This is a genomic window from Alkaliphilus oremlandii OhILAs (assembly GCF_000018325.1).
Taxonomy (GTDB): Bacteria; Bacillota; Clostridia; order Peptostreptococcales; family Natronincolaceae; genus Alkaliphilus_B; species Alkaliphilus_B oremlandii.
This window is the reverse complement of the sequence record NC_009922.1, coordinates 1,364,751-1,389,951: the sequence shown is the minus strand read 5'-3', so window position 1 is coordinate 1,389,951 and position 25,201 is coordinate 1,364,751. Positions and strand designations below refer to the sequence as shown.

The following is a 25,201-nucleotide window of genomic DNA, read 5'->3' as shown; positions in this document are numbered from 1 at the left end:
ATTATTTAATCACCCCCATTGCCTGAAGTGCCATATTATATGCCCTTATCTGATGCTGGAATGGATTTGCCTTAATTGGCATTGGAGCTATTGGAATCACATTTTTAGTAGCCTTTTCTTTATGTAACCTTCTGTTTAGGTTAAATTCTTCTTGATATAACTTTTCTATTTCAGCATCCACTTTAATTACTGACTTTAGCATCTTAATATTCTCCATAGTCGCTGGCACAGTCCAAATCTTATCTATTTCATTCCATCTTCGTCCCTGCATTTCTTTAATCAGGTCCTTATATGGATAGCTGTTTATTAAAATTATTGTTTTATCTTTTAATATTGCTTTCATAGTATTTCAACTCCTACAGTTAGGATTTTTCCGTCATTTACTGCAATAAAGAATCTACTGTCCTTTGTAAAATTTAATACCTGCCCAATCGTTACTCTAGCTGCTGCATCCGTCCATGTTACTTCAACAGTATCTCTTTTCATCTCTTCCTCCTATTCATTTTCTTGTTTTTATCTTTTTGCCTTTCCCCTGGGGCTGACTGTATTTTTTCTTTCTAAAAAAACCTATGTATTAAGCTCTCTAATATTGTTTAAATCAGATAAATCCTTACCGTTATGCTCTTTCAGAAATCTTAGAAGTTCAAATTTTGTAATCTTAAGCCTACCGAGCTTTAATGCCTTTATTACCTTTGCATTGATCAGGTCATATACAGCATTTTTATTTACCTTCAATATTTGTGCTACTTCATCTACGGTGTAAAGGTACTCTCTATCGCTCATTTTCGCATCCTCCCTTCCCCTATTCGTATTGTACTTAAACCCTTATTAAGCTCTATTCATTTTTCTCTGCCCTAGCTTCTGGAAAAAGTTCGTCTAAGGGAACTTCCATTACCTTGGCAATTTTTCTAGCATTTACTAGACTTGGAATTGTTTTTCCTTTCATAACATCATAAAAATAAGACTTTGAAACTCCTGTACTTGAGAGTATAAAAGAGGTTTTCAGCCCCTTTCTTTTAATGAAGTGTTTTATTTTGTTCTCCATTCCCTCACCTCCTAGATAGATTTTACCACTTAAGCGAACAATTCACGAAAGATCATATTCCGTCTTTATCGAACTTTAATTACCACTATTCCGAATTTATATAGTTTTTTCTAAAAATTCCTTACTTTTTTAAAATTTACTGTTTACTTTACCGAACTATTTGGTATAATTAAAGTATGGTATACCATACATAAGGAGGAATTAAATTGACACTAGGTGAAAAGATTCGAGCATTAAGAAAAGAAAAAAGATATTCCATAATGAACATTCGAGAATTAACTGGTTTATCTAAGTCTACTATTAGCGAGATAGAGAATGATAAAAGCAGTCCAACTGCTGAAACTCTACAAAAAATTGCGAATGCTCTTGAGGTTACAGTAGATACTTTTTTTAAAGACGATGATCATGATGAAAGCTTAAGCCAACAAAATATTGAGTTTACAACGCCACAGGAGGCTATGGAGTTCATATTAAAGCAGCCATCTATTATGGGATATGGTGGATTTGATATTAGTAAAATGAGTGATGAAGAAATTGTAGAGTTCGCTAACGAGCTATTAAGGCAGCTTCAATTAATATCTTATAAATACAAAAAATAGTTCTTAGGGGTGAGACTATGGTATGGATAGATGAAATTATCGATGAAATTATTACAGGGATAAAGGATATTCATTGTACTGATAATATTTACGAGCTTTATAATGCTTTAGAGATTATTATTAGATATTTAGATAAAGACAATATTTTACTTCAGGGAAATGATGCACTCTATAACAGATGTTATTTCGATCAAGAAGTTGTATTTATTAGGAATGATTTGGACCATGGATATGAAAAGTTTATTTTAGCCCACGAACTGGGACATGCTCTATTACATACTAGCCTAAAGACAAGTCCATTTAATCCATTAATGAATATCAATAAATTAGAAAAACAAGCGAATTACTTTGCAGTAAAAATTTTAAATGTAGATTTAGACAGTATTGCCCTAGAAGGCTTTACTATAGATCAAATTGCAAGTACCCTAGAGCTTCCAGTGGCGTATGTTACTACTGTTAGGGAAATTGAAACAGAATATATGATGGGATTTGAAGGGAGGTGTAATGGCGCATAGAGTGTTTTTTAGATGGATGAAAATTTAATACGGAAAGGTGATGAAAATGGAAGGCGGCGTAAGAAAAAGAGGTAGCTCTTGGTATTACTATTATGATGCTGGATCAGTGGATGGCAAGAGAAATAAGATTGAAAGAAAAGGTGGCAAGACAAAAAAAGAAGCCTTGAATGCTTTAAATGAAGCATTAACAAAGCTAGGAAGTGGCTATGTGGAGCCTAAAAAAATAACAGTCCATGAGTATATGACTGATTGGGTGGAAAATTATATTAAGGAAAATAGGAAGTTAAATACCTATAACCGATACAAAGAGATTTACAATAGGCATTTAAAGCCCTATATCGGTCACTTAGGATTAAGTGAGGTTAAGCCTATTCATCTTGATCAAATGCTACTAGGTGAGAAGAAAAAAGGCTTAAGTGGATCTACCCTTCAGAATATATATGGTACTTTAAACTCAGCCTTTAATAGAGCTGTTAAGCTTCAAATTATGTATGACAATCCCCTTAGATTCATCGATCGACCTAAAAGAGATAAGTTTGTTGCTAGTACTCTAGCTGTAGAGGAAATCGGTCAGCTATTTGATGCCTTAGATACTAGTAAATATAATGACTATATAATGTCCTTAGGTCTGAAAATTGTTCTTGAGTTGGGTCTTCGTAGAGGTGAGCTGGCTGGTCTAGAATGGAAGTATATTGACTTTAATAAGCAGATTATTACAATAGCCAATAACTTAGTCGATACGTATACTGAAGTATCCTTAACTACTCCTAAAACCGATGAAAGACGAGATCTATATGTATCTAAGGGATTAATGCAGCTACTAAAGCAGCATAAGGTATTACAGACTAAAAACCGTATGAAATACAGACCTCATTATAAGGAAAATGAATTTAATGGCAATGTTTGTGATTTTGTAATGACTTGGGAAGATGGGACCTATGTTCATCCAAACTATTATACTGTTAAATTCAATAAGCTTTTAAAGAAAGTAAATTTTGATAGAAATATAAGGTTCCACGACCTACGCCATACAAACGCCACCCTACTTCTTCAGCAAGGAATTGACTTTAAAGTTATTCAAACTCGCTTAGGCCATTCTGATATTAATACTACTCTGAATATTTACTCCCATGTAAATGTTGAAATGCAGAAAAAAGCTACGGAAAAGCTTATTGAAATATTGGGTTAAAATCTTCCGGTGGCAAACCGGTGGCAAAAACTAAAAAATCCCAACAAGAATGTTGGAATTTCAATAAGTGAGCAAATCTATAAGCCGAGTTCTGTATTCGACGATCATCTATCTAGGCCGGCTGTTACCAGACGGCTCAAGCAACCTACCACGGGACACGACGGGTCGCCGCTTTTTCAGTCCCTACTTGGTCTTGCTCCAGACGGGGTTTACATAGCAGACTAGTCACCTAGCCCCTGGTGAGCCCTTACCTCACCTTTCCATCCTTACCAGATAGCTGTCAAAAGCTATTCTCACCCAAGTAACAGCATTGCTACTGAACAAGGGATCTGGCGGTATCTCTCTGTTGCACTTTCCTTGGGGTCGCCCCCACTGGGTGTTACCCAGCGCCCTACCCTATGGAGCTCGGACTTTCCTCGTCCATGGAAAACCATGTCCGCGATCATCTGATCTACTCATATATTCTGTTTTATTGCCTAGATGCCTATCATATCACGATTTTAATCATATGTCAAAATGTAAAATTTTCTATATCTATTTTTTATTGATCCATAGCTTCGTTGGCAAGCTGATCTGCCCTTTTGTTCAGCTCCCTGCGCACATGATTAATAGAAAAACTTTTAAATTCCTTCACTAATGGCATCACCATATTATACATTGGAATCATACGCTCATTTTTGACCTTATATTCACCCTTGATTTGCTTTACAACCAATTCGCTGTCTAAATAACATGTAATTTTTTCGATCCCTAAATCCAACGCAACCTCTAAACCACGGCTAAGAGCCTTGTATTCCGCCACATTGTTTGTTTGCTCTCCAATATACTGACTAATTTCTCTGATTATATTTCCATCTTTATCCTGTATCGAAACACCGATACCTGCAATACCTGGGTTCCCCCTAGAGCCCCCATCGGAATACATCACTGCCTCTTTCATATCCATAAAATCACCTTTTTCTATATACTTTTTAAAAATAGTTCTAAGGAATCTTTAAAACCACCACTTCCATTTAAATTAATTGAAAAGGATTGATATCTACAGAAGATTGAATTATTTCAACATTCAAATCCTTTTCTTCTACCTTTTTGCTTAAATAGTCTATTAAAAGTTTCGGAAATACCTTTTCACTATGATAATGTCCCATATCGATTACATTCATTCCTTGGGATATTGCATCTTGCGCATCGTGGTACTTTACGTCACCTGTAATCACACACTGGCAGCCCCTGTGCATCGCCAGTTTGATATATTCTGCGCCACTACCATTGATGATAGCCACTTTATTAATATGTGCTTTTAAATCACCTGCAATCTTAATATGTTCTATATTAAAGATGTCCTTTATTTTATTTGCTAAATCTGCTATGGATACGGCATGAGGTAAATATCCCATCCTTCCAATGCCCAGTACTGGACCCTCATTTTCAAGAGGATAAATATCATATGCCACTTCTTCATAAGGATGTACCTTGAGCATTGCTTTCACAACGCTTTTTAAATTTCCTTGTGGGACTATGGTTTCTATCTTGATCTCTTCTACCTTCTCGCCTTGACCTTGAGCTCCTATAAAGGGATTTGTTCCTTCTAGTGGAAGAAAGGTACCCGTACCGTTGACTCTAAAGGTACAGTTGCTATAATTTCCAATATGACCTGCACCAGCTGAGCAGATAGCTTCTGCCACTTTTTCTTCATGCCCTACTGGAGTAAAAACAGCCAGCTTATAATATGTCGATTTTTCTGTAACATCTAAAACTTCCATATCCTTTAAGCCTAATAGATTTGCAACGTAATCATTTAATCCATTTGGGGCAATATCCATGTTGGTATGGGTTGAGTATACAGATATATTGTTTCGTATTGCCTTATATAGCAACTTCCCTTTGAGATCTTCTTTTATAATCTTTTTCAATGGGGAAAATATCAGCGGATGATGGGAAATGATCATATCCACATTATTTTTAACTGCTTCCTCTAAAACCTCATCCGTTACTTCTAATGCAATTAAAATACGTTGAACTTCATCACTTCTACTTCCTATTTGAAGCCCTACATTATCCCACTGGTATGCGTACCTTAAAGGCGCTAGATTTTCTATAATATTTATGATTTCATCTACTTTTGTAGACATAGCAATACCTCCTCCAATTTTTTTAATTTTCTCTCCATCTCTTTTAGCTTTTCTACTGGAGTCTCCGAGGCGTTTTGTGATATATTTTCAATGACCTGTTTCGTCGCTCTTATTTTTCCAAGAATAAATTCCTCTGCCAAATCCTTAGCATTGCTCTGAATATGGAAGCCAGTTTCATAATAAATGGTATTTTCTACTTCCTGTTGACCGTGCTCTGCTACAAAAATTTCGTAGATATGGTGATCTTCCTTAACTAAGATATCCTTTTTGATGGTGAACCCATTTTGGATTAGATATTTTCTAAGTTCCATTTGTGCTTGCATGGGCTGCAATATGAAGGTTTTTATTTTTTTAACTATATTTTTAGAACTCTCCAATAAATCACTGATTAATAATCCACCCATCCCTGCAATAATGACAGTATCTACCTCGCCTTCTTTCAGCACTGAAAGACCACTACCTAACCTTGTTTCAGCCTTATTAGAAAATCCATATCGCTGAAGATTTGCTTCCGCACTTTCTAGCGGCTTCATATTAATATCTCCTGCAATCACATATTCACTGATCTTATTTTCTAGCAAATAGATTGGAATGTATCCATGATCCGTACCAATATCTGCTACGACGCTTCCTTGCTCAACCTGATCCGCTATTTTCTGCAATCTACGAGTGAGTTTTACTCTCATTGAAATCACTTCCTTTACTACCCATTGATATTTTACAAAAGGTACCATTATAAATTTATGAATCTTCCTAAAACTATAGTTAAAGGAGGTTTTGCTCATGCCAAACAATGGCCCAAATACTGAAAAAAGACCTAAAAAGATTATTCGTCCAGAAGAAATGATAAAATTTAGCTGGGGAGGCAATACGCAAGAATGGGAAGAAGAAGCCGACCAAGTCATGCACGTTCTTCAAGATCAATTAGATAATCAGATTTCCGATGAAGAGCTTCAAAATCAAATTGATTATGCTCTTCGTTGGAACTATTGGCATTAAATTGACCCGAGCATTAAATCTACCTTAATCACCAACTATCAAAAATAGATTCGCAAAATGCGAATCTATTTTTATTTATTTTACTCTAAATAATCTTTTAATTTTTTACTTCTACTAGGATGTCTTAGCTTTCTCAGTGCCTTCGCTTCGATCTGTCTAATTCGCTCTCTCGTAACATCAAATTTTTTCCCTACTTCTTCTAATGTTCTCGCTCTACCATCATCTAGTCCGAAACGTAGTCTTAGCACTTTCTGCTCTCTAGGCGTTAAGGTGTCTAAAACTTCTACCAATTGTTCCTTTAACAACGAAAAAGCTGCCGCTTCTGCTGGAGCTGGTGCATCTTCATCTGGAATAAAGTCCCCTAAATGACTATCTTCTTCTTCTCCAATGGGCGTTTCTAAGGAAACTGGCTCTTGGGCAATCTTTAGTATTTCTCGAACTTTTTCTTCGGAAAGATCCATTTCAGCTGCAATTTCCTCTGGCTTTGGATCCCTGCCTAATTCTTGTAAAAGCTGTCTCGATACTCTGATAAGCTTATTGATTGTCTCAACCATATGAACAGGTATCCGAATAGTACGTGCTTGGTCTGCGATGGCTCTAGTAATTGCCTGTCTTATCCACCAAGTAGCATAGGTACTAAATTTAAATCCTTTTTTATAATCAAATTTTTCAACAGCCTTAATTAGCCCTAGGTTTCCTTCTTGAATTAAGTCTAAAAATAGCATGCCTCTCCCTACGTATCTCTTAGCAATACTTACCACCAGTCTTAGGTTTGCCTCCACTAGTCTCTTTTTCGCTTCTTCATCTCCTGCATCCATTCGCTTCGCTAATTCTATTTCTTCTTCTGCTGATAAAAGAGGCACCTTACCGATTTCCTTTAAATACATCCTTACAGGGTCATCTATATTTACACCTTTTAAAAGAGACGCATCATCTTCTATGATTTCTTCAGCTTCAACTTCTGGCTCCAATACAGATTCATCCATCATATCTAGGTCCTCAACCATATCTCTTTTATCTCCAACAATGTCAATGCCCATGCTGGAAAAATGATCGTAGATCTCATCAATTTGTTCTTTATCTAAATCTACATCCTCCAAAGCATCCATAACTTCAGAATAGGTAATCATACCTCGTTTTTTACCTTTTTCAATCAGGTTTTTCACCGTTTCTTTTTTTGAATTTTTTGTGTTGTCCAATGCTGCACCCTCCCCTCTTAAGCTCTTAGCTTTTGTAATTGTACATTTTTTTTCATTATTTCCATGCCTATGGTTAGCAACTTACTCTCAACCTCTTCCTTGGTTAAATTAGAATCTTTAATTATAGCGTTCTGTTCTTTTTCCAATTTTTTTATATCATAAAGTAATTTATATTTTTTTAGATTGATTACGTATTTATTTAATGTGCTGTTTAAATCAATATGATCTATATTCGTTTCAAATATTTTATTTATATCTTCTTTAAAATCAGAAAATAATTCTTCTATTTGATTCTCCGCTATATTCTTATGAACAGATAAATAATTTACGATTTCTCTATGGGCCAAAACAGAAAAATCATCTATAGAAATACTATCCAATATATATTTGATCGTTGTATTGTCTGTCAACATAAACTTGATTAATTGTTGTTCTGCAACAATATGTCCTTTTTGTTCTACTAACGGAACTAATTCTATATACTTATTATCTCTTTTGTAGTTTGAACTATACTTCGTGTTCGTTATATTGTTCGATAATTTCGGATTTTGTCCATATATTTCTTTTTTGATCGCTTCTTTGGATATTCCTGTTTCTGCAGAAGCTTTTTCTATATAAGCTTCTTGCTCTATGGGACTTTTAATATCTCTGATAATCTCCGACAGCCTTTTTGCCAATTTCATATTGTCATAGATGGTGTTATTGGCATGTTCATTTTTTGCTAAAAGGATTTTATAGTCGGTTAGACTCATAGCCTTGTTGATTTGCTCTCTAAACTTATCACTACCATGGAGCTTGATAAAATCGTCCGGATCTTTTCCCTGTGGTAGCATCATGATTCTAAATTGGCATTTTTCTTCTGTAAGGATGTCCACACTTCGCATGGTGGCTTTTATTCCTGCGGTATCTCCATCGAAACATAGGATGATTTCATCGCAGTATTTTTTTAGGAGCTGTCCATGATATTTTGTCAGTGATGTTCCTAGGGATGCTACTGCATTTTTAAAGCCCGCTTGATGCAGTGCTATTACATCCATATATCCTTCTACCAATATGATCTGACCATTGGAAATGTTTTTGCGAGCAAAGTTTAGACCATATAAGGTATTGCTTTTATTAAATATTTTTGTTTCCGGCGAATTTAAATATTTTGGAAGAGCATCATCGAGAACTCGGCCACCAAAACCGACAACCTCTCCTCTAATATTAAATATTGGAAACATTATTCTATTGCGGAAATAATCATAATATCCATTCTGTTTATTCGCACGTATCAATCCGCATTTTTGAATATCTTCTAACTGGTAACCCTCCTTCTGTAGATATAAAACAAGATCATCCCAACTATTATTCGCATACCCTAGCCCAAAGCTTGCTAAGGTTTTAGGTGTGATGCCTCTATTCGTTAAATACTCTAAAGCAGGGTTCGGTATTTTAGTTAAATTATGATAAAAATACAACCCTACTTTTCGATTAATTTCATAAAATAGATTTTTTTCTTTTATCTGTGCTTTAAATTCCTCGGATGATTCTGTACTTTTGATTTCAATATTCGCTCGTTTTGCTAATAATTTTACAGACTCAATAAAATCTAAGTTTTCAATCTTCATAATAAAGCGGACTACATCGCCACCTTCTCCACAACCAAAGCATTTATAAATTTGCTTTTCACGATTTATAACAAAGGAAGGTGTGTTTTCACTATGAAAAGGACATAGGGCTTTATGAGAAGATCCAGATGACTTAACTTGTATATACTCAGAGATTACGTCTATAATTTCATTGTTATCCTTTACTTCATTAATTAGTTCCTCAGGAAAAAAATTTTCCATTTTTAATCACCTATAGATATTAATAATATATATTTCTGCTTATTTTTACAATATCCTTCTAGCAGCATATATTTTCTTACTGGTTTAGAATAATTTTTCTCCACTATCATATGCCTTTATTCGACATAGAACTTCTTAAATCCTTCTTTATATCCTTGTAAAAATTATTCTAAATTTTCTTTATTCTGCATCAAAATAAATTGGATTGTTAAGGGAGAAATTTTTCTTTGAATAGTTCGATGGCATAGGAATCTGTACAAGTTGCGATAAAATCTGTTACGCTTCGGTTCAAGTCTTCTTGCTCTATATTCCTATAAAAATTTGGAGGCATTTCCTCTGGATGGTTTAAAAAATATTCGTAAAGTGACCCTACGATGAATTCCGCTTTCTTTTTCTCCTCTTGACATATTTCCCCATAATAAACATTCTCAAACATAAACTTTCGCAGTATATTCATGGCATCAAAAATTTCATCACTTTGATAAATATTAATTTCCTTATCGTTTTCAATATTTCTCTTTGTTTCTTTAATGAGATCGATTACAAACTTGTTTACTCTCTCACTATGACTTTTACCCAATATATCCGTTACTACCCTAGGCAAATCTTCTATTTTAAAAATACCTGCATTGATGCTGTCTTGAACATCATGGCATAAATAGGTGATGCGATCCACTCTCTTTACTAACTTCCCCTCTAAGGTCAAAGGAACACCAGCACCTGTATGGTTTACGATGCCATCCCTAACCTCAAAGGTTAAATTCAATCCCTTTCCATCCCTCTCTAAAATATCTACCACTCTTAAGCTCTGCTCATTATGTTTAAAATTACCGTTCAATCGATTGAGTACATCTTCCCCTCTGTGTCCAAAGCAGGTATGACCTAAATCGTGTCCAAGGGCAATTGCTTCCACTAAATCTTCATTTAGTCTGAGGGCTCTTGCTATGGTCCTGCCTATTTGATTTACCTCTAATGTATGGGTCAGTCTCGTTCTAAAGAAATCATTTTTAGCAATAAAAACCTGCGTCTTTTCTTTTAAGCTTCTAAAAGATTTACAATGAATGATTCGATCCCGATCTCTTTGGTACACAGTTCTGATATCGCATTCTTCCTCGTCTACTATTCGGCCCATGCTTCTTTTACTCAATTGGGCATACGGAGAAAATAAATCTTCTTCTATTTGTTCCGTAGTATGTCTAATGGATAGATTCATAGACTTCAACCTTTCTTCTGCTTTTATATTATATAATTACTTGTGAAAAAATCTTCTATAGAAACATTATAAGGAAGTTTTTTTGAAACTCATTTACAGTAACGTTCTCCTTTTTAAATATGTTACAAGTAAAAGTTTCCTATTGGTTATAACATACAATTCTTCATACCCTTATATATACGTTTTAAATTCAAAAATTCCTCTTATTAATGAAAGAAATATTTCTCTACTGCTCCAATTCTATAGATATCGAGCAATAATTTTAACCAGTTTTCCTGGAAGCTCCTCTAGATTTGTAATATCTAAGAATCGATCTTCTTTATAAATCTGGCTGATTACTTCTTTATCCTGCCCGATTGCTGCTGCTAAGAATGTAATCCCCTTTCGTTCATATTCAGCGATGGTCTTTTTCATATCTTCCATTGCGATCTTTCCTGTATAATCTTCCATAGCTTTGGGCTGTCCGTCACTGATGCTAATCAATAGCTTCGTTTGTTGAGGAGAGGACATTAGCTTTTCTGCAAGAATTCGAAGAGCCATTCCATCACGGTTATTACTTCGTCCACGAATTCCCATCAGTCTGTATCTGTTATTATAATCATCTTTTTCAAAATCTGAATAGGCAAAGATGGACATCTGCTCTATTTTAGAGGTATCCGCTGTATCCCCGTAGACTAAAATTGGTATATTACATAGATGGCAAAACTCATATACTGCTATTACTGCAGATTTGGCTGCTTCCAATCTTCCAAAGGAAGACATCGATGCAGATTCATCCACTCGCAAGCCCACCGCAAGGGATGGTGATTCATTGGGTGGTAATTTTTTAGAAAAATATCTAAAATCTTTATAGGCAATATGGTCTGCCTGAAATTGATTCCCGTAATAATGAGTTTTTGCAAATTCTGTAGAAATCTCGTGTTCTAAAAGTGGTGTCGTTTTTTTTGCTATCTGCATTATAATCGGCAATAAATCCTTACTAAACCTTAGATACTCTTCTTTATTTTCTAAATCCCATTCCGGTCTATGAACGATTGTTTTTACTGATCTATGGATTGAATTGGACACCGCTTTTCTGGCTTCCTTATTCAGCTTCTTCCTAAATTCGCTTTCTTCTTTCTGCTCCTCTGACAACTCTTCTGTATTGAGCTGATGGTATTTGGGAGTTCCATCAGCTCCTAGGTTAGCACTCTTTGTTTCACCCATTTCATCAGAAGTTTCGTAGGCATTGTCTTCGCTGTCTGGTGCTTTCCTGAGAGCGATGGTATCCTCTTCTGTATGTTTATGGATACAATTTGGAGTTTCCTCTTCCTCAATTTTTCCCCAAGTTTTAATCTCCGCTACTTCTGAAGTCTTTTTTTTTACGTTGTTCTCTATATCCCACAATTTTTCCAAAACATTTTGTGCCTTTAAAGCTTCTTCTAATATTTTAATTTCATCGGAATCCGTGGTTATTTTATATAGGACTTTATGATATAAAGATTCCTCTACTGCTGCACCACTTGCGATAGCATCTACCCAGTAAAAAAATGAACGCATTCCAGCAACACCTTTAATGGAATTGGCTTTAGCAGTCTGATCCAAAATAATAATTGTATCTGCTAGTATTTCTAATAAAGGCAGATTTTCATATCCCGTCTTTGCAATAGCCCGTTCTATCATGATATCTTTGCTTGGTAAATCCATTTTTTCTGTATGTTGGATTCGATCACGCAAAGATTCATTTAAAGGTCTACATCCTAAGTAATTGCGATTGGTAGTGATGATGACGATACAGTCAGGATGGCGATGAACTATTTCCGTGGGAAGATTGATGCTTCCGTCCAATTCTAAGGCAGAGTTTAAAGCCATTAGAACTGCAGCATCTCTAATGACTGTAGGCTCCTGTATTTCTAATAGATAGCCATTACGATAGGCCCGCACAATTTCAGATGGATAAAATCTGTATTCCACGATATCATGCTTCGAATACCCTCCCGCCAATTCCATTAAATATTTTATTTTACCTGCCGCTTCTTCATGGGGAATACGGAGGGCGTGAACTAAAACCTCTGTAGCACTGTGGAGTCCGTCGCTTTCATATAGAGCCTCTAAAGCAGCTTTGTCCTCACGACCCATTTTATCTAGTTTTTCCTCAGAAATTACAGGTAGAATGGCACCAATAATATCTGATTTATCCATATCAGCAAAACATGTAACTTTCGTATATGGTATACCAAAATCTGCGGATAACGCTTTCGCAAGCTGAGTTTTTCCAGAGCCAGCATCTCCTTCTAAAAGTATATTAGCAATTTTCATCTCTCCTCTATGCCAATTGCGCTTTACTTCCTTACAGATGCGAATCTCTTCCTCACTGGTCTTATGGGACATAGGTTTTTCCCATATTAATCTCTGCTCTTCCTCTGTAAACTTTCTATTGGATGATAAAAAATATTCTTGCTCCATTTATGAACCTCCTTGATTCAAATTATTTTTTTATTTTCTATGATTTAAAAATTGTATCGAACTAAAAATATTTAATAAAATTGATCCTTCGCTGTTTTAACGACCAATTCATCGTTATATGATTTCATTTCATTTTACTAAATTAGTAATTTACTGACTTAGTAAAATTATTTTAATAAATTTTATAGCATTTGTCAATATAACTGATGATTTTAAAACCTTCTATCTATTTTCTCCCACTAAAATTTCCTGATGCACCTAAGATTGAACACAAAATTGCCTCTGAAGGTAAGCACCCTCAGAGGCAATTTTGTTGCTGTCATTTATTTAATGCTTTGCAAGCCAGATTTCATCGCTAGTTTTCTAACGAATGGCTGATACATGGCCGGTGACTTTAAGTTTTTCATGAATAAATTCACCTTGATATTTCTCACCTTTTTTTGGTATCGTTCTACAAATCCATCCATACCTTTCTCTAAGCTCTCCGCTAAGTATAAGGAGCTTTTTAGTGCATAGCTGATTCCCTCCGCTGAACTGGGGCTAATAGCACCCGCTGCCTCTCCAATGAAAGCGATACGACCCCTTCCCACATAAAATTGAGAAACCTCTCTGGGTCTATATATATGTGCGCTTTCGGTTTTCACTTTGTGCTCAAAATTAAACCCTAGATTTATCAGCTTTGATTTCAGACATTCATATTTTTCTCTCGTATTTTCCTTAGGTCTTAGAGCGGACCCTAATAATAGATAATTTTCTTTTGGTATGATCCAAGAATAAAAATCTGTGATCTCCTCATCAAAAATTGCAGTGAAATAGGGAATCTTATCCGCACATTCAAACCATTCTTGGATCGCAATATATCTTTCCGGAAAATTCCCCTCTTTATTCATAAGGTTCCTTACCTTAGAAAATCCGCCATCCGCACCGATAAGAATCTTTGTTTTTACAGATAGAGATTCACCATTACAAAGGTATTGAACCTCATATCCCTCCGGTATTTCAATAAAGCTTTTAAACATCGCATTAAACTTTTTCTCAACCTCTGGCGGAATGATGGATACCAGCCATTTATCGAACTTATCTCGATCCATATTCCAATAAAATCGTTGATATAATCGTTCCAAATTATTGGTTAAATCTATGGTTCTCACAGCAAAAAGCTGAGGATCGACCAAAATATCCTTGGGCATACCCAAGCCTAGTTTTGCAATCATTTTTTGAGCATCAGGAGCTAATAGTCCGCCGCAACATTTACTTAAGTGGTTTCCCGGACTTTCATTCTCCATATCCCTTTTATCAATTATTAAAACCTTTAATTTCTTACCAATTAATCGGGCAAGATTAGACCCAGCAGGGCCTGCTCCAATAATCACAACATCATACATTCATATACCCCCTGCACAATAATAGATCGGATTTACCACGCTATTCTTTCGTTTCTATATCACTTCTATACTCCAAAAGATCACCGGGCTGACATTCTAGTGCTTTACATATCGCCTCTAATGTTGTGAGTCGAATTGCTTTTGCTTTCCCATTTTTAAGTATGGAAAGATTCGCCATGGTTATGCCAACCTTTTCAGAAAGCTCTGTCACACTCATCTTTCGTTTAGCTAGCATCACGTCAATGTTGATTATAATGGCCATGTTCATCACCTCATATCGTTAAATCGTTATCTAATTTTATATCAATGGCATTCTGCAATAATTTTTGAAGAACAGCGGCAAAAACAGCTACTACAATTGGCGCAAATGTAAATAGTAACCCAATTAATATCAGACCTGGTGCATCATCTTTTTCACCAATGATATAGAAGAGTGGCATAAATGCTCCATAAGTTACACCGATTGCCGTTGCACAATATTTTATATACTTTAAAGAAGTTACAGATGCTTCTGAGAAGGCCTTATTCTTATCAATATAATTTAACAGCTTGAAAGCCTGATACAAAGCAAAGTAGAACGGTATTGCCGTTAGATAAATACCGATGATCACTGGTAAATAAATGATCTTTGGATAATATACTGCTGCTTCTTTCGCTATCATGGGTAATATAAACAGAGCTAATGCAAGAATTGGAATCCCAATAAGAAAAATAGCGATCTTTAAAAAGATTGTTTCTCGTTTCATAAAGGCACCTCACTTAATTATTATTAATTTGATTTTAACACTATTTTTATCGTTTATCAATAAATTTTTATTAATATTTATTATATCTTTATCGATATGTTTTATGCAAGCAATAAAATAAGGCATTATTTCCTAAATTACTAAGAAATAACACCCTATTCCATTTAACTATAAAAACCTGTGCCAGCTTATTTTCATCTCATTTGTAGGTACAAAGTAATCAAAACACTTTCCGTGACAATCATTTTGTAATGAGTGCCCTGAAATAAGTATAAAGAAAACCTAGGGGTATCGAAATGATGTCCGCCTTAATACTATCAATGTTGTTTTATCATCTAAAAAATCTCCTTGTTAATGGAAATTACCCTCTTTTATCAATTTCATCCCTTATTAAGGACTTTGAAATATCCATCGCTGCTATTATATTCTTAAAGCGCGTATGGTGAGCTGTGCCCTCCACAAATTTTAGCTGTGCCTTTTCACATTTGCTAATTATGGAAGATACGGGACGAAGTGCTTCTACTAACTCTTCTTTTGTATATCTGTCTCCGATGGGTTCCTCTATTATTAGAAATTTTGAAATATACATCGCTTTTATCCGATTCTTAAGGAGGGTGTGCTGAGCGGTACCTTCCACAAATTTCGGTTGTATTTTTTCACATTTACTGATAGTTGAAGATACTACCCCCAGGGCTTCTTCCAACTCTTCTTTTGTATATGTATCCATATCCTTTCACCTCAATCCTGTAAAGTTGTTCTATTCTTCTGATTATTGTCTTACATTTTCTTACGGTTCTATTCTTTATGATTCAAAGGCCCACAAGCTATAGTTACCCAAATGGACTCATCACTAAATTTTTCTATTATGGAATCTTAAGCAACGAATCCTGCAACGAGCGTTAATAATACGATTAATGGTGCTGGTACCTTTTTAGACAATAATAATATCATAACAACAAGTGTAACAATGATATTATCAATTGCAAATCCACTGTTTTGCATCAAGATTATTCCAGCTATAGCGATTAAACCACCAGCAACAGCAGTAATACCCTTCAAAGAAACTTTTATGCCTTTAATCTTCTTTAGATTTTCCCATATTGGATATATGAAATAAATTAAAAGAAGTCCCGGTAAAAATATCCCAACGCCTCCTGCAATAGCACCTAAAACTTGAGTTAAAACACTACCGCCACGAGCCGCCATTCCACCGGCATATGCACTGAAGCTAAACATTGGCCCTGGTAGCCCTTGTACAAGTCCAAATCCAGTCAAAAATTCTTGATTTGTCATAAACCGATTCACTTCTACTAACTCACTGTACATAAGTGGTACTACTACTTGGCCACCACCAATAACTAAATAACCATATCGGTAAAAACTTTCGAATAAATGAACAATTCGACTATCTGATAGCTGGGCAAGAAGAATACTGCCTACAGTAAAGGTTCCAAAAGCAATCAAATATGGCCAAGGAGGGTTTACTTTCACATGATTCCATAGATTCTTCTCTTTGGAAGTAATAACACTCACTATTCCACCTGTGATTAGAACTAATGGAAAAATCCAAGGTTCACGAATGAAATAAGTAGTTATTGCCCCAAATAGCAGTAATAACATGGTAACCTTATCTGTTACCACTTTACGCCCAATACGATAAGCAGCTACAATAATGAATGCAACAGCCATAGGCCCAATATAACGGAAGTTATCTTGAGATATATTGATGCTACTTAAAAATTGGCTTGAAAATGAAAGTAACGTCATCAGTGCAAGCACTGGAAAAGCCCATACTAACATAGTTAAAAGTGCTAATAGTGGCCCCCCCATCTTATAACCAATTGCGACGATTGTTTGCGTACTACTCGGTCCAGGTAAAATACCCGTTAAAGCTATCAATTCAATCAGTTCTTCTTCCTCTAGGTAGTGTTTCTTTATTACCATTTGATCTGTAAAAACACCATAATGTGCTTCAGGACCTCCATATGAACCCAAAGAACAAATAAATACATCTTTTAGAAACCCTCTCCAACTTACTCTTTTTTTGTTTTCTAAATCTCTTTCTATTTTCATTATTTATTTTTAGTGAGAAAGGGTATTATAAGTACCAAACTCGCACTAAAACTCACCTCTTTTCTTTTGCTACTGTTTTAAAGTAATCTTCCTCGTTTTAAAATACTTTTACTTCCCTATTACTTGATTAAACTTTTCCATAGTTTTTTGGTTTTTTTACGTCTTTTACGCCTTTTGTATTTCTATTGATTTCTTTACTATTGTTGACTTAAATTCAATTTGTAAAGAGTATTGGTACTTCATAAATAGAAATATTTACTTGAAATGAAAAAGATTAGATGGTATATTAATATCATATTTCGATATCGACTTTAGATAATACCATTATATATTAGAGGTGATTCTAAGTGCAAGAGCAAATTTTAAGAAAACTTTTTCTAGGCTTTATACAAATTCATATTCTTCATCATGCAAAGAAAGAACCTTTCTACGGTGTTTGGATGATTGAGGAACTTAGTGAACATGGGTACGATATGAGCCCCGGAACACTGTACCCTCTTCTTCACAACATGGAATCAAATAAACTTTTAGAAAAAGAAGAAAGAAACGTGGACGGGAAGATCAGAAAATACTATAAGATCACAAATCTAGGAAGTGAAGTTTTAGAAGAAGCTAGAAATAAAGCTTATGAACTTTTTAAAGAAATTAAAGATTAGGGTGAAAAGATAGACTTAAGTCAATGATCTACGCACACAAAGTTTAACTTTTTTTGATCTATTTAGGCAGTGCTCTATGTTGTTTCTGGGGTTAAATGATTTACCGAACCATAAATCCATTGGCTGCATGTCTAAGCGTTTTTATCATTTAATTTAGTAGACTTCTCGTAATCCAAAATATTACATTAAAAACAGGTCCACCGCCTTTAGACGTTGGACCTGTTTTTAATGTTGAGAGGGAACTTCTTATTTCAAGCCATTGCCTATCACATATTTCTATTTTCCAAATTATTTTTATTTAATTTTTACTAAGACTTGGATAGTGCCCAGCATTTAGTTTTCAAACACACTCCGTTGTTTTTTCATTGATTGGTAATTGCTAATGATTACTGAAATATACATCTGCAGTATAGCCTGGCTTTAACAGATGATCGGGGTCGTTGGGTTTGATAAGCACATAAATGATGCGTCTACCATTCTTTTCTACTGCCATGGCAGGAATCTGTACAACGGTGCCTGTGAGCGAGCTATCTGGAACAGAAGTCGGTACAATTTCCACAACTTCTCCTACGTGCACATTTCTAATAAACTCTTCGTCCACTTCTGCACTGATCATGATAGAGTCCGCATCTATAATCTGCAAGACTCTAGTCGCTGAACCCTGCACACCCAGGTGGCTCCCCTCATGAACTGCAATATTCTGTACAATGCCATTTTTTATGTCAGAGACAATTTGGTTTCCTTGAAGATATTCCTTTTCAGTTTTCACTCTCATAGCATCTAGATCAACCTGTGCAGAGGAAATACTACCTTGCTGCTTTGTTACATTTACTGTGTTTCCACGCTGCTGTTGAGAAAGTTGCTCCTGCTTAGATTTGAGCAAAACATTGAGTTTATCCAACTCCTCCTTTAGAGCACTTTTTGTTTTTTGAAGGTTCGTTTCAATATCTTCCACAGCTTTTTGACGCCCATCCACCATAGTTTTATACTGGTCAACCATCGCCTTTGAGACTGCTCCAGCTTCGTATAGGGTTTGATAATTCTGCAAATCTTCTTTTGCAGACACCAGTTCATCGTAAGCAAGATTCAAGGAATTCTGGAGTAAAACCATCTCTGCATTGGTGTTGCTATCGTACTCTTTAAATTTGCGAGCAATCTGACCCTGTGTCTGTTCAATATCCGCCTGTAGAGCCGAAATATCTTGCTCTGCTATCAGCAGCGCTGACTGATTTGCAGATAGTTGATGCTCTAATTTTTTGACATTCCCATTATATTCAGAAAGATCCAGCAGCACTAGTGGCTGACGTAAGGTAACTTGATCTCCTTCTTGCACCATTACTTGGGTCACTGTAGAAGGAAAATCTACGTTGATTTCTTTCATTCGGGCATATTTTACCTCTCCCCATGCTACAATCTCTGTACTTTGTTCCTTATCGGATACAGAATATTCTGTATGTGGAACAACATTTTTATTTTTTGGGTAAAATAAAATACCAAGCGTTGTTGCAAGCAAAACAAGTAAACTTATTCCTATTATCACTATTCTTTTATGAGATAAAACCCAACCCTTCATAAAGCACTCCTCCATCTATTATTATTCAACACTTTTCAGTGCTTCCAGCATATCAATTTGTTTCATCTTTTGGGCTACAACATGGTTAATTAACCAGGCAAAACCTAAAGTAGTTACTCCTGTAATGAGCACATCTGGCAATATAACATTGCCCATCAGATCCATTCCCTCATCCAGACTGCTGGCAATGATCCAAGAAATGAAACGTCCTACTGGGATACCAAGTATCACCCCTAAAAGCACAGCAAAGTAATTTTCAATCAGCACCAAATTCCAAATTTCCTCATGGTGGAAGCCTAAAACCCGCAGAGTCGCTAGGTCTCTTATACGCTCTACAAAATTAAGAATACTCGTATTATACAGTACTACAAAGGCCAACGATGCACCCATAATGATCAGTGCCACTACGGCAAAGTTTATTACCTGCATACTGGATGCTAAACCTAATTGTTGGCTTTCGCGTGTAGCTGAATCCACTACCACATCACTTTCTAGAAACCTTTGATTCGGAGTGCCATTCCATTGGATGAGTAGGGCTGTCGGTGAAAATGTTTCACCTAAGGATTTCCAGAATACATCTGTCATATAAATTCCTTGATTCGAAGCCATGTATGCAACTTCAAGAATCGGTACAGATACATAGCCTTTATCTGTACGCTTGATTTGGATACTATCCCCTTGCTTCACTCCTAGTGTTTTGCACAGCTTTCGAGTCATTAGAATCCCGTTATCAGGCAAAGAAATAGGAACACCATCAGGGTCTTTCATATGAATCAGCGGACTGTCTTGGGTCGTAATTGTGATTGGCTCCATTTTATGCTCACCGCTGGGAAGAACCATCTCAATAGCAGATTCCTGGATTTGCTGTGTGACACCATTAAGTTCTAAGTTGTTGAGATAGTAGGAATTAACCTTAACAGGATCTAGGAGTATCTTCTGATCGTAAGTGAACGTATTGCCGTACAACTGATCTGTAATTCCCACCAACGTAGTTCTAAGAGTTAGAGCAGCAAGAATTACACCGACACACCCCATGACACCAATAACGCTCATAATAAGGCGTACCTTGTTTTTCATGGTATTCCGAGCAATAAGCTTGCTGCTAAACTTCAGCCTTCCCCAGAGAGATGGGATAAATTCCATGAAAATATGCTTTCCTTTTTCAGGATTCTTCTCTCGAAGGAGAACGGCAGGAGTATCCCCTTGAAGCTTCCAGCAAGCATGGAATGAAACACCTCCTGTACAAATAAGAATCAGAAATGATGCCAATAGGAAATTCCAGAAATTAATATGGAGTCTAAAGCTACTAAGAGTTAACCTTAGTTGGGGGACTAAAATACGGCCAAACAGATTCGTACCAATCAAAAGACCAAATACCGATCCCATCACGCCAAGCATGATGCCGTAAGAAGTATAATGCCATAGAATACTCCGTTTACTATAACCCAGCGCTTTTAATATCCCAATTTGCATGCGTTGACTTTCAATTAGACGTACCATTGTACTTTGCGTAATCAGTGCTGTTACAAGGAAAAATAATAGCGGAAATACCAAGGAAAGTGTTCTAAACTGCTGTATACGACCATTCACACTATTTACACTAACACTATCCTTCTGCAATGTAATACCAATCAATTTACGCCCAATAATATGGTCCACCTTTTGTGCTACATACACAAGATTGGCTTCCGGCTTTGTTTTGACACCAATCTGATTGTATATTTTCTGGCCGTATGCTCTTTCCAATACACTGGTATGAATCATTACAAAACCGTAGGTTGATGGGTCTGGAAAGATGGACGCCGTATTCTTCACAGCATAGACCTGCTCACTATTTAGGGCGAACCCTTCTATTGGCAGACGAATCCATACATTGTTCAATTTAATAGAAATAGGGTCGCCAATTTTCAAGTTATGTACTTTTGCAAATGAGCTATCCAGTACGACACCTCTACCACTTTTACTAAATTTCCCCTCCTGAAGTTCAGGCTGGTCCAAGGTACTGTGCTCATCTAGAGCGTAGATACGCAGCGTGGGTTTCCCAGGTAAATTTGTATCAGCATCGGTTATAAAACGTTTTTCAACATGTGTAACCCCATCGATTCGTTGTATGGCCCAAAGTTGCTGTTCTGAGGGATTCATCACAGTCACCCAAAGATCAGAGAGATTAGTTGACTGATACATGGCATTTGCATTGTTATGAACAGTAAACCAAACGCTATCGAGGCCTGTCATGATGGATATGGCCAAAGTTGCCATAAGAAATATAGAAACAAACTGTGCTTTCGATTTTTTCATGTCTCTTAGTAATTTTTTGAATAGCGCCCCCTTTACCATGCAATTTCCTCCACATCTTTAGGGTGCTCATTAAACTTCATTGCGGCGATTTTACCATCCCTCATATGCAGCACCGTTTGGGCCATTTCCGCGATCGGTGCGTTGTGTGTCACTATAATTACCGTTTTTCCTAGATCTCTCCCTACATCTCGTATGAGGCGTAATACCTTTCTTCCTGTTTCCGAGTCCAATGCACCCGTCGGCTCATCACACAATATAATCTGTGGATTCTTGGCCAGTGCCCTTGCTATGGAAACACGCTGCTGTTCCCCACCGGACATTTGGCTAGGAAAATTGTTCATTCTCTTTTCTAATCCGACGCGTTTAAGTATTTCTTTTGCATCCAGTGGATCAGCGCAAATTTCCTCAGCAAGTTGCACATTCTCCAATGCTGTTAGATTTGGTACAAGATTATAAAATTGGAATACAAAACCGATTTGTGTTCGACGATAATCGGTGAGTTCTCTTTCTGACATACCAGAGATCTCGTGTCCATTGACAACAATCCGCCCAGAGGTTGGCAAGTCCATACCACCCAATAGGTTGAGTACTGTAGTTTTCCCTGCTCCACTCTGCCCAAGCACTACGTTGAAAGTACCTCGCTTCAGTCCAAAGCTAATACCATCTACTGCCTTAATGGTGACATCGCCAACATGATATTTTCTTTCCACGTTTTCAAATGTGATAAAGTCCATAAGGAACCTCCTTTACTAGACAACCGGTTTTAAAATATTTGAGTAATTTTTTACACTTTAACTTTTACTCCACCCCTACATAATTTCAATAATTGATAATTCTATCTTTAGGTGCCTTGCCTATATGATTTACTTTGACGAAATATATCTTATCAATAGAACTTTAAGGCAATTTGATACTTGTCATGGTTTATATAGATCCTATCCATTTTCTTGACATTTCACCACAAATTTATTATAGTGACATTGTGTATGTTTTGCAACCATCGGATGTTTATAAAGTGTAATGTTTACAACAATTTGCTGGATAAATGTTGTCTTTAAAACAAAATCTTTTACGGTTGTTTTGTTTGAAAGGAGAATGTACCTGATGAGGAAAATAAAAGAAAGTAGAAAAACACGTTATACTCGAATGGCTTTACAAAACAGCCTGCTTGAATTAATGGAGAAAAAACCAATTGCAAAGATAACCATCAAGGAACTATGCGAAAATGCGGATATTAATCGTACAACCTTTTATGCCCATTATGCCGATCAGTATGACCTTCTTCAGAAAATCGAGGACGAAACCTTTTCTTGGGTAAAAGAATCCCTGACTAATCTTATTGATAAAGCAGATCAATACGAATCAATGGAAATTCTTGAAGGAATCTTCCAACACTTTGTAGAAAATAGAAACCATCTTCAAATTTTAATGAGTGAAAAAGGCAATATTAATTTTCAGAAAGAGTTAATCTCTCTGATTTATCAGCAATGTATGATATCTCCCTCAACTACAGCATATACAAATATGAATTTTCTAGAAGATTATTTTGTATTCGTTGTAAGTGGGAGCATAGGCTTAATACAGCATTGGTTTAAGAGTGGTTTAAATAAATCTGCAAAAGAAATGTCCGAAATCATTTATAAAATGGCTTCCTCCCCTATGAATCTAGTTGAACTTCAGCGTAAATTCTAAATAACGAAATAATATAAGTTATAAAAACCAACAATGACCAAACACGATTTTCTCCAAAGGGGCGATACTACGAAGCTATGCTCATCCAGTGCTTCCACCGCTCATATTATTTACAACCATTACTACCATGGTTAACCCATATATTCCAAATATAGCGCCTCTTACGCTGTCACTATGGTTATATGCTCCAATAGTTGTATAGTTGGGTTTTCCTTTAACATTTGCCCCTGCTAAAACTGTAATATATGGACCAAATGGAATATTTGCGATCTTCGTCTTAGTCATAATTATTCTCCTCTCAAAATTTTAACTTGCCGCGACAATAGAAATTATAAAGGATACACAATTAAATTAATAGCCTTTTTCTTTGCTATGAGTTATCATATAAATAAGGTATGCCCCTAACGAGGCATACCTTAGTATTTTATAAGTCTGTTATATATTCTTTCTTAGAAATTATTACTTAAAACACCTCTTCTTTCTGCATAAAATCATGTCGAAACCTCAACCTTAGCAGCACCTTATAGAACATCTCATGTGATCCCATGCAGGATTTCACCGCTTTATAGTGGGGCCCTTATGGCATAAAATCATGGACTAAAAAAACTTTACGTTTTAAATTTAAGCGAGCTGTCCCTATATCTTCAATACCTGTATATTACCACCATTATTTAGGATCATTTATATGATACTCTTATTGATTAGTGCGCATATAATGTATCGACTAAAAATAAAGGAGTCTGATGTATATGGAAAATTATTGTTTCTCAAACTTTACAGCGCATCAAAATAATCATTGCGGGTGTAGATACTATAATCCCTGTAGATTTCCAAATCCCTCAATATATTCATCCTCTATGGAATATACCGTATCAGTACCAATAAACTTAGCAAAATCTTTAGAGGGAAAGTACTTTGTTGGTTATGCCGATAATCTTACCTTTGGAAAAGGAACTAGTGCATGGGCAAGACTTTATAACCCACCTAATTCTGGTGTGAATTTGCATGTAACCGTTTGGACAGTTGCAGACATATCAGAAAGTCCCTTCAGAGCTCAAATATGGTTTAATGCAGTTCCACCAGGAACACCGCAGGATTCCCAGTTAGTAACCCCTGCCAACCTTGCTTTTTGTCCAATACCGACACCGAAAGTTAGACTTCAGTATGCCTCTACGGTAACTGGTGAACCAACTGAAGGAGTGAAAGCCTTTGTGCGTCGTGGTCAACCCGAAACCACATTAGTTGATGATGAGCAAGGCAAATTTATCTTCCCTCCAGGTGGCTCTTTTCTAGTTTTCTTATCTAATCCTGAGACACCTGATATTTCAGCTGGAGGAAGAATCGCCTTTGGCTGGTGGGAAGAACCTATTGTTTGCAAAAGATAATGCCAGTAGATTAAGAGAAGAGATCTATACAAAAGAAAAGCTGATGTAGGTTACCAAAACATTCTCCTTCCTAAGCTTAATACATCTTTCTCTCATTGTTATTTTTGAAAGAAAAGTCATTAAATGCACCGGTACCGATATATCATTGGAGCAATCAAAGCACTTCCAGTTGGCTGAAAAATTGGATTTGATATAAATCTAAACTTACTTTGGCTATTTTTTAGT

Annotated in this window: 27 protein-coding genes and 1 other RNA gene; 7 read left to right on the top strand and 21 right to left on the bottom strand. The window is 36.0% G+C overall.

The features are described from left to right. Position 1: 1 nt before the first annotated feature. The 4 genes from CLOS_RS06655 to CLOS_RS06645 all read right to left on the bottom strand — a co-directional run bounded on the left by CLOS_RS06655 (position 2) and on the right by CLOS_RS06645 (position 1,045). Positions 2–343, bottom strand: a complete 342-nt coding sequence (locus tag CLOS_RS06655; RefSeq protein WP_012159146.1) for a hypothetical protein — start codon at positions 341–343, stop codon at positions 2–4. Next, on the bottom strand, positions 340–486 hold the full coding sequence (locus tag CLOS_RS15860) for a hypothetical protein (RefSeq protein ID WP_156774420.1): 147 nt from the start codon (positions 484–486) through the stop codon (positions 340–342). Before CLOS_RS15860 ends, CLOS_RS06655 begins: the two co-directional genes overlap by 4 nt. Before the next feature lie 81 nt (positions 487–567). Then, entirely contained in the window at positions 568–783 is a 216-nt protein-coding gene (locus CLOS_RS06650) for a helix-turn-helix domain-containing protein (RefSeq protein WP_012159145.1), read from the bottom strand. A 52-nt stretch (positions 784–835) separates the two neighbouring features. Next, complete coding sequence (locus CLOS_RS06645; RefSeq protein WP_012159144.1) at positions 836–1,045, bottom strand: helix-turn-helix transcriptional regulator; 210 nt, start codon at positions 1,043–1,045, stop codon at positions 836–838. 206 nt (positions 1,046–1,251) lie between these two features. On the opposite strand from CLOS_RS06645, the gene CLOS_RS06640 reads away from it, so the two are divergent. Genes CLOS_RS06640 through CLOS_RS06630 form a run of 3 tightly spaced genes read left to right on the top strand, consistent with a single transcriptional unit; the run spans position 1,252 to position 3,348 of the window. After that, a complete protein-coding gene (locus CLOS_RS06640) occupies positions 1,252–1,644 on the top strand; it encodes a helix-turn-helix domain-containing protein (RefSeq protein WP_012159143.1) in 393 nt (130 codons plus the stop codon). A 17-nt stretch (positions 1,645–1,661) separates the two neighbouring features. Then, positions 1,662–2,159, top strand: a complete 498-nt coding sequence (locus CLOS_RS06635) for an ImmA/IrrE family metallo-endopeptidase (protein ID WP_012159142.1) — start codon at positions 1,662–1,664, stop codon at positions 2,157–2,159. Positions 2,160–2,199: 40 nt separating this feature from the next. After that, positions 2,200–3,348, top strand: coding sequence for a tyrosine-type recombinase/integrase (locus CLOS_RS06630; RefSeq protein WP_242649622.1), 1,149 nt, complete (start codon positions 2,200–2,202; stop codon positions 3,346–3,348). 64 nt (positions 3,349–3,412) lie between these two features. On the opposite strand, the gene rnpB is transcribed toward CLOS_RS06630, so the two are convergent. From rnpB to CLOS_RS06615, 4 genes are all read right to left on the bottom strand, one after another. Further along, positions 3,413–3,806, bottom strand: an RNA gene (gene rnpB / locus CLOS_RS15420) — RNase P RNA component class A. Positions 3,807–3,889: 83 nt separating this feature from the next. Continuing rightward, positions 3,890–4,294 (bottom strand): ribonuclease HI family protein, encoded by a 405-nt coding sequence (locus CLOS_RS06625; protein ID WP_012159140.1) that lies wholly within the window; start codon positions 4,292–4,294, stop codon positions 3,890–3,892. A 67-nt stretch (positions 4,295–4,361) separates the two neighbouring features. Beyond that, positions 4,362–5,480, bottom strand: a complete 1,119-nt coding sequence (locus tag CLOS_RS06620; protein WP_012159139.1) for a Nif3-like dinuclear metal center hexameric protein — start codon at positions 5,478–5,480, stop codon at positions 4,362–4,364. Continuing rightward, entirely contained in the window at positions 5,465–6,166 is a 702-nt protein-coding gene (locus CLOS_RS06615; protein ID WP_041719065.1) for a tRNA (adenine(22)-N(1))-methyltransferase, read from the bottom strand. The genes CLOS_RS06620 and CLOS_RS06615 overlap by 16 nt, the downstream gene beginning before the upstream one ends. Before the next feature lie 97 nt (positions 6,167–6,263). Here CLOS_RS06615 and CLOS_RS06610 point away from each other — a divergent pair, with 97 nt between their 5' ends. After that, positions 6,264–6,479 carry a hypothetical protein gene (locus CLOS_RS06610; protein ID WP_012159137.1) on the top strand — a complete coding sequence of 72 codons (216 nt, stop codon included), beginning with the start codon at positions 6,264–6,266 and terminating at the stop codon, positions 6,477–6,479. An 80-nt stretch (positions 6,480–6,559) separates the two neighbouring features. On the opposite strand, the gene rpoD is transcribed toward CLOS_RS06610, so the two are convergent. The 9 genes from rpoD to chrA all read right to left on the bottom strand — a co-directional run bounded on the left by rpoD (position 6,560) and on the right by chrA (position 17,372). Then, complete coding sequence (gene rpoD / locus CLOS_RS06605) at positions 6,560–7,678, bottom strand: RNA polymerase sigma factor RpoD (RefSeq protein WP_012159136.1); 1,119 nt, start codon at positions 7,676–7,678, stop codon at positions 6,560–6,562. Between the two features lie 17 nt (positions 7,679–7,695). Beyond that, positions 7,696–9,510, bottom strand: a complete 1,815-nt coding sequence (dnaG, locus tag CLOS_RS06600) for a DNA primase (protein ID WP_012159135.1) — start codon at positions 9,508–9,510, stop codon at positions 7,696–7,698. 208 nt (positions 9,511–9,718) lie between these two features. Beyond that, positions 9,719–10,723 carry a deoxyguanosinetriphosphate triphosphohydrolase gene (locus CLOS_RS06595; protein WP_012159134.1) on the bottom strand — a complete coding sequence of 335 codons (1,005 nt, stop codon included), beginning with the start codon at positions 10,721–10,723 and terminating at the stop codon, positions 9,719–9,721. 240 nt (positions 10,724–10,963) lie between these two features. Further along, positions 10,964–13,168, bottom strand: coding sequence for an AAA family ATPase (locus tag CLOS_RS06590; RefSeq protein WP_012159133.1), 2,205 nt, complete (start codon positions 13,166–13,168; stop codon positions 10,964–10,966). A gap of 323 nt (positions 13,169–13,491) precedes the next feature. Next, entirely contained in the window at positions 13,492–14,553 is a 1,062-nt protein-coding gene (locus CLOS_RS06585) for an FAD-binding protein (protein WP_012159132.1), read from the bottom strand. Positions 14,554–14,593: 40 nt separating this feature from the next. Beyond that, positions 14,594–14,815, bottom strand: a complete 222-nt coding sequence (locus CLOS_RS06580; protein ID WP_012159131.1) for a helix-turn-helix domain-containing protein — start codon at positions 14,813–14,815, stop codon at positions 14,594–14,596. Between the two features lie 10 nt (positions 14,816–14,825). Continuing rightward, on the bottom strand, positions 14,826–15,299 hold the full coding sequence (locus tag CLOS_RS06575) for a DUF2975 domain-containing protein (protein WP_012159130.1): 474 nt from the start codon (positions 15,297–15,299) through the stop codon (positions 14,826–14,828). A gap of 361 nt (positions 15,300–15,660) precedes the next feature. After that, complete coding sequence (locus CLOS_RS06570; protein ID WP_012159129.1) at positions 15,661–16,026, bottom strand: hypothetical protein; 366 nt, start codon at positions 16,024–16,026, stop codon at positions 15,661–15,663. A gap of 146 nt (positions 16,027–16,172) precedes the next feature. Then, positions 16,173–17,372: a chromate efflux transporter gene (chrA, locus tag CLOS_RS06565; RefSeq protein WP_012159128.1), complete on the bottom strand. Its 1,200-nt coding sequence runs from the start codon at positions 17,370–17,372 to the stop codon at positions 16,173–16,175. A 347-nt stretch (positions 17,373–17,719) separates the two neighbouring features. On the opposite strand from chrA, the gene CLOS_RS06560 reads away from it, so the two are divergent. Continuing rightward, the gene (locus CLOS_RS06560; protein ID WP_012159127.1) at positions 17,720–18,028 is read left to right on the top strand and encodes a PadR family transcriptional regulator; all 309 of its coding nucleotides are present in this window, start codon (positions 17,720–17,722) and stop codon (positions 18,026–18,028) included. 379 nt (positions 18,029–18,407) lie between these two features. Here CLOS_RS06560 and CLOS_RS06555 read toward each other — a convergent pair whose 3' ends face one another. From CLOS_RS06555 to CLOS_RS06545, 3 genes are read right to left on the bottom strand one after another with little or no spacing between them, the layout of a single operon-like run. Continuing rightward, positions 18,408–19,601, bottom strand: a complete 1,194-nt coding sequence (locus CLOS_RS06555; RefSeq protein ID WP_012159126.1) for an HlyD family secretion protein — start codon at positions 19,599–19,601, stop codon at positions 18,408–18,410. Positions 19,602–19,622: 21 nt separating this feature from the next. Beyond that, the gene (locus CLOS_RS06550; RefSeq protein ID WP_012159125.1) at positions 19,623–21,938 is read right to left on the bottom strand and encodes an ABC transporter permease; all 2,316 of its coding nucleotides are present in this window, start codon (positions 21,936–21,938) and stop codon (positions 19,623–19,625) included. Further along, the gene (locus CLOS_RS06545) at positions 21,932–22,633 is read right to left on the bottom strand and encodes an ABC transporter ATP-binding protein (protein WP_012159124.1); all 702 of its coding nucleotides are present in this window, start codon (positions 22,631–22,633) and stop codon (positions 21,932–21,934) included. The genes CLOS_RS06550 and CLOS_RS06545 overlap by 7 nt, the downstream gene beginning before the upstream one ends. Before the next feature lie 370 nt (positions 22,634–23,003). Between CLOS_RS06545 and CLOS_RS06540 the strand changes: the two genes are divergently transcribed. Next, positions 23,004–23,591, top strand: coding sequence for a TetR/AcrR family transcriptional regulator (locus CLOS_RS06540; protein WP_012159123.1), 588 nt, complete (start codon positions 23,004–23,006; stop codon positions 23,589–23,591). An 81-nt stretch (positions 23,592–23,672) separates the two neighbouring features. On the opposite strand, the gene CLOS_RS16405 is transcribed toward CLOS_RS06540, so the two are convergent. Continuing rightward, entirely contained in the window at positions 23,673–23,876 is a 204-nt protein-coding gene (locus tag CLOS_RS16405) for a hypothetical protein (RefSeq protein WP_012159122.1), read from the bottom strand. A gap of 464 nt (positions 23,877–24,340) precedes the next feature. On the opposite strand from CLOS_RS16405, the gene CLOS_RS06530 reads away from it, so the two are divergent. After that, positions 24,341–24,976: a DUF6143 family protein gene (locus CLOS_RS06530; RefSeq protein WP_242649605.1), complete on the top strand. Its 636-nt coding sequence runs from the start codon at positions 24,341–24,343 to the stop codon at positions 24,974–24,976. Positions 24,977–25,201 lie beyond the last annotated feature (225 nt).

Bases quoted from the DNA above. Each gene is read 5' to 3' on its own strand.
- CLOS_RS06655 (WP_012159146.1), bottom strand. From the start codon at position 343: ATGAAAGCAATATTAAAAGATAAAACAATAATTTTAATAAACAGCTAT.
- CLOS_RS15860 (WP_156774420.1), bottom strand. From the start codon at position 486: ATGAAAAGAGATACTGTTGAAGTAACATGGACGGATGCAGCAGCTAGA.
- CLOS_RS06650 (WP_012159145.1), bottom strand. From the start codon at position 783: ATGAGCGATAGAGAGTACCTTTACACCGTAGATGAAGTAGCACAAATA.
- CLOS_RS06645 (WP_012159144.1), bottom strand. From the start codon at position 1,045: ATGGAGAACAAAATAAAACACTTCATTAAAAGAAAGGGGCTGAAAACC.
- CLOS_RS06635 (WP_012159142.1), top strand. From the start codon at position 1,662: ATGGTATGGATAGATGAAATTATCGATGAAATTATTACAGGGATAAAG.
- CLOS_RS06630 (WP_242649622.1), top strand. From the start codon at position 2,200: ATGAAAATGGAAGGCGGCGTAAGAAAAAGAGGTAGCTCTTGGTATTAC.
- CLOS_RS06625 (WP_012159140.1), bottom strand. From the start codon at position 4,294: ATGGATATGAAAGAGGCAGTGATGTATTCCGATGGGGGCTCTAGGGGG.
- CLOS_RS06620 (WP_012159139.1), bottom strand. From the start codon at position 5,480: ATGTCTACAAAAGTAGATGAAATCATAAATATTATAGAAAATCTAGCG.
- CLOS_RS06615 (WP_041719065.1), bottom strand. From the start codon at position 6,166: ATGAGAGTAAAACTCACTCGTAGATTGCAGAAAATAGCGGATCAGGTT.
- CLOS_RS06610 (WP_012159137.1), top strand. From the start codon at position 6,264: ATGCCAAACAATGGCCCAAATACTGAAAAAAGACCTAAAAAGATTATT.
- dnaG (WP_012159135.1), bottom strand. From the start codon at position 9,510: ATGGAAAATTTTTTTCCTGAGGAACTAATTAATGAAGTAAAGGATAAC.
- CLOS_RS06595 (WP_012159134.1), bottom strand. From the start codon at position 10,723: ATGAATCTATCCATTAGACATACTACGGAACAAATAGAAGAAGATTTA.
- CLOS_RS06590 (WP_012159133.1), bottom strand. From the start codon at position 13,168: ATGGAGCAAGAATATTTTTTATCATCCAATAGAAAGTTTACAGAGGAA.
- CLOS_RS06585 (WP_012159132.1), bottom strand. From the start codon at position 14,553: ATGTATGATGTTGTGATTATTGGAGCAGGCCCTGCTGGGTCTAATCTT.
- CLOS_RS06580 (WP_012159131.1), bottom strand. From the start codon at position 14,815: ATGGCCATTATAATCAACATTGACGTGATGCTAGCTAAACGAAAGATG.
- CLOS_RS06575 (WP_012159130.1), bottom strand. From the start codon at position 15,299: ATGAAACGAGAAACAATCTTTTTAAAGATCGCTATTTTTCTTATTGGG.
- CLOS_RS06570 (WP_012159129.1), bottom strand. From the start codon at position 16,026: ATGGATACATATACAAAAGAAGAGTTGGAAGAAGCCCTGGGGGTAGTA.
- chrA (WP_012159128.1), bottom strand. From the start codon at position 17,372: ATGAAAATAGAAAGAGATTTAGAAAACAAAAAAAGAGTAAGTTGGAGA.
- CLOS_RS06555 (WP_012159126.1), bottom strand. From the start codon at position 19,601: ATGAAGGGTTGGGTTTTATCTCATAAAAGAATAGTGATAATAGGAATA.
- CLOS_RS06550 (WP_012159125.1), bottom strand. From the start codon at position 21,938: ATGGTAAAGGGGGCGCTATTCAAAAAATTACTAAGAGACATGAAAAAA.
- CLOS_RS06545 (WP_012159124.1), bottom strand. From the start codon at position 22,633: ATGGACTTTATCACATTTGAAAACGTGGAAAGAAAATATCATGTTGGC.
- CLOS_RS06540 (WP_012159123.1), top strand. From the start codon at position 23,004: ATGAGGAAAATAAAAGAAAGTAGAAAAACACGTTATACTCGAATGGCT.
- CLOS_RS16405 (WP_012159122.1), bottom strand. From the start codon at position 23,876: ATGACTAAGACGAAGATCGCAAATATTCCATTTGGTCCATATATTACA.
- CLOS_RS06530 (WP_242649605.1), top strand. From the start codon at position 24,341: ATGGAAAATTATTGTTTCTCAAACTTTACAGCGCATCAAAATAATCAT.